This window comes from Streptomyces sp. NRRL S-495, assembly GCF_000966955.1.
In the GTDB taxonomy this organism is placed as follows: Bacteria; Actinomycetota; Actinomycetes; order Streptomycetales; family Streptomycetaceae; genus Kitasatospora; species Kitasatospora purpeofusca.
This window is the reverse complement of record NZ_JZWY01001008.1, coordinates 1-2,596: the sequence shown is the minus strand read 5'-3', so window position 1 is coordinate 2,596 and position 2,596 is coordinate 1. Positions and strand designations below refer to the sequence as shown.

Below are 2,596 nucleotides of genomic sequence, written 5' to 3'. Positions count from 1 at the left end.
CAGGGCGGTTGCGGCCAGTTCGGCGTCGCCGGCCTCGGAGGCCAGGCGGAAGGAGTGCGCGTAGTACTGCTGGGCGGCGTCCTGGTTGCCCTCGTCCTGGGCCATCCAGCCCGCCAGGTGGACGAGTTGGGAGGTGGCGGCGAACAGGTCCCGGCCGACGGCCTCGGTCCAGGTGCCGTCCAGCCAGGCGGAGACGTCCTCGTGGAGGTAGCGGACGGCGAGGTGGCGGGCGTGTCCGCCGCCGAGCTCCGCCGCCGCGTCGCCCAGGGACCTGGTCATCTGCCGGACGGCCGCGACCTCGCCCCGGCCGGCACGGACCTTCCCCCCGGACTTCAGGCGGACGCGGCGCAGCAGGCTCTCCGGGTCGGGCAGCCCCAGGGCCGCGAGCGCGTACGCGCTGGAGGCGGCCACGAATCCCCGGCGATCCACCACGTCCCTCCGGCTCAGCTCGATGACGGAATCCACGGTATCGCCCGGGGCCGGATCTTTCGGACCGGTCGGCGAACTGTCGTCCGCCGGCGGGGGCCGCAGTTCCAGGACCTCGATCAGGTACGGCAGCCAGTATGTGGGGACACGTCCACCGAGTTCCCACCGCGAGACCTGGTCACGCCCGGGTCCGGAGGCTCCCTTGCCCTCGGCGGCGCCGAGTTCGCGGCCGAGCCGGGGCTGCGACCAGCCGTTGTGATTAGCGGCGTCCGACCACCTGCCGGGAACCGGACGCGTGTTCGTTTCGGCTTCACCGTTTCGGATAACCCCGGACGGGCGGGTGTGCCGTGGCCGACGGGGCTCCGGGATGGTGCCGCCCAGCCGGAAGAATCCCGAGGCCCCGGCCTGGTCGGCCGGAGGGGGCCGGGTGTCGAGGGGCGGCCACCGCCCGGAGGACCGCCCGCGGGACTGTGTCGGCAGTCTCGGACAACCTTCGACTGAGGTTCGCGGGGTCCGGGCCGGGGGGGAGTGGGCGCCGGGCAGTGGCGAGAGCCAAGAAGCTGCATACGGAGAAGTATTTCTGACGACACAATATGCATCGAGGGCCTCTCCTGCGCATCCTCCTTCGTGGGGTGTGCGGCAACGAATACTGTCCGTCGAACTGGCCGTACCGATCGCTGCGGCCGGAAAGGCTGCTGAGCCATGTCGTGGGACCCGGTCGGTGACCAGTACAGCTCGGATCCTGTCAAGGATTCCCTTGCACCCGTCGCGGATTGGGGGGACTGGCCCTCTGTGCAGACTCTCGGCGTTTCCGCGCCGGACGGGTCGCGCCGTTACGAGGTGTCCTACGAGTCCCGCGCGCACGGTCCCGCGCGGATCAGCGTCACCGGGTGCGACGCGCACGGGGTACTGCTGAGCGAACTGCGGGGAGAGATCCTCCCGGCGGACATCCCGCTGATCGCCCAACTGCTCGTGCGCGTGACAGGCGCGGCCCCCGCCGGCCGGCCCGTACCGGCCGCCGCCACGGGCACAAGCACAGGCACGGGCGCGGACGTAGGCACCGCGGTGCCGGGCCGGCGTGGTCCCCGGGCGGGGGAGTCGTGGGGCAGGGAGGAGACGGAACGGCTGACGGCCGCGCACCGCGAGGGGACGGGGCCGGAGGAAATCGCGCGGCGGCTGGGGCGGTCCGAGAAGGCGGTTCTCTGGAAGCTCGACGACCTCGGCCTCGCTGACCGCCCCGAGGATCCCGCTCCCGCCGCCGGCCTGTTCGAGAGTGCGGAACCCGCGCCCGAGCCGGCGTACACCGTCGAGGAGAAGCAGCGTGAGCACCCCAACGCCTACAAGCGCTGGACGCCGGAGGAGGAGGGGAGGCTTCTGACGCTCTGCGCCGCAGGGATGTCGCTCGCCGAGTTGTCGCAGGAGTTCGGCCGCAACGAGGGGGCCATCGCCTCGCGTCTGATCAAGCTCGACGCACAGGGGTCGGCGGTCGAGGAGGCCTGGGAGTACGGCGGATGACCGTTCGCGGCAACCTCGGGCGGTGTCCCCGACCGGTGCCGTGCGGCGACTGCGGTTCCGGCCGGCGGCGGGCAGGGTGGGGAAGCGGGCCGGGGTCTGCCCCTGGTAGGGCTTCGCACCCGGGCTGTCCGCGCGACCGGTGGGCCCTGCCGCAGCACCCCTGGCCGGGCGGCGGCGTGCTCGTGGGGGAGGAGCCGAAGCGTCGGCCGGTGCTGGTGCGCTCGACCGTCCGCTCCTCGTGCCGCCGCCCGTCGGCCCAGTCGAAGTCCTCCTCGAGGATGCAGGGGGCGAAGGCCGACCGGGCCCGTACCCCCGGGGAACGGCCCGGCTCCGCGACCGCCTGCATGTGACGGAGCGCCGTAGTCTGCGAGTGATCGTTCAGAACCCGTTGGTCGGCGCAGTGGCGGTGCACCGTGGTTGAGCCGAGCCACGATAGTTGAAACCTGGCCACGCATGTTGGAACTGGAGGGCTCACGACGGCCCCGGCGGGCTTGGGTGTCGGTGGTGTCGGGTTGGATCAGCACGTGACTGTCTATGACGTAGCCCGCCAGCTCCCCAGCATCGCCGACCTGCGGGACACGTGCCGTTCGCTGGCGATGCTCGATGCGATCCTGAGCCCGGACTGGGAGGGCCGGTACTACTCCTTCAATGCCGG

General features: G+C 72.1%; 1 protein-coding gene and 1 pseudogene. One reads left to right on the top strand and one right to left on the bottom strand.

From position 1 onward, the window contains the following. Positions 1-411: pseudogene (locus tag VR45_RS37925) on the bottom strand (tetratricopeptide repeat protein); the annotation flags it as partial. Between the two features lie 717 nt (positions 412-1,128). On the opposite strand from VR45_RS37925, the gene VR45_RS37920 reads away from it, so the two are divergent. Then, positions 1,129-1,941, top strand: a complete 813-nt coding sequence (locus VR45_RS37920) for a hypothetical protein (protein WP_045944500.1) — start codon at positions 1,129-1,131, stop codon at positions 1,939-1,941. The last annotated feature ends 655 nt before the right edge of the window (positions 1,942-2,596 follow it).

Bases quoted from the DNA above. Each gene is read 5' to 3' on its own strand.
- VR45_RS37920 (WP_045944500.1), top strand. From the start codon at position 1,129: ATGTCGTGGGACCCGGTCGGTGACCAGTACAGCTCGGATCCTGTCAAG.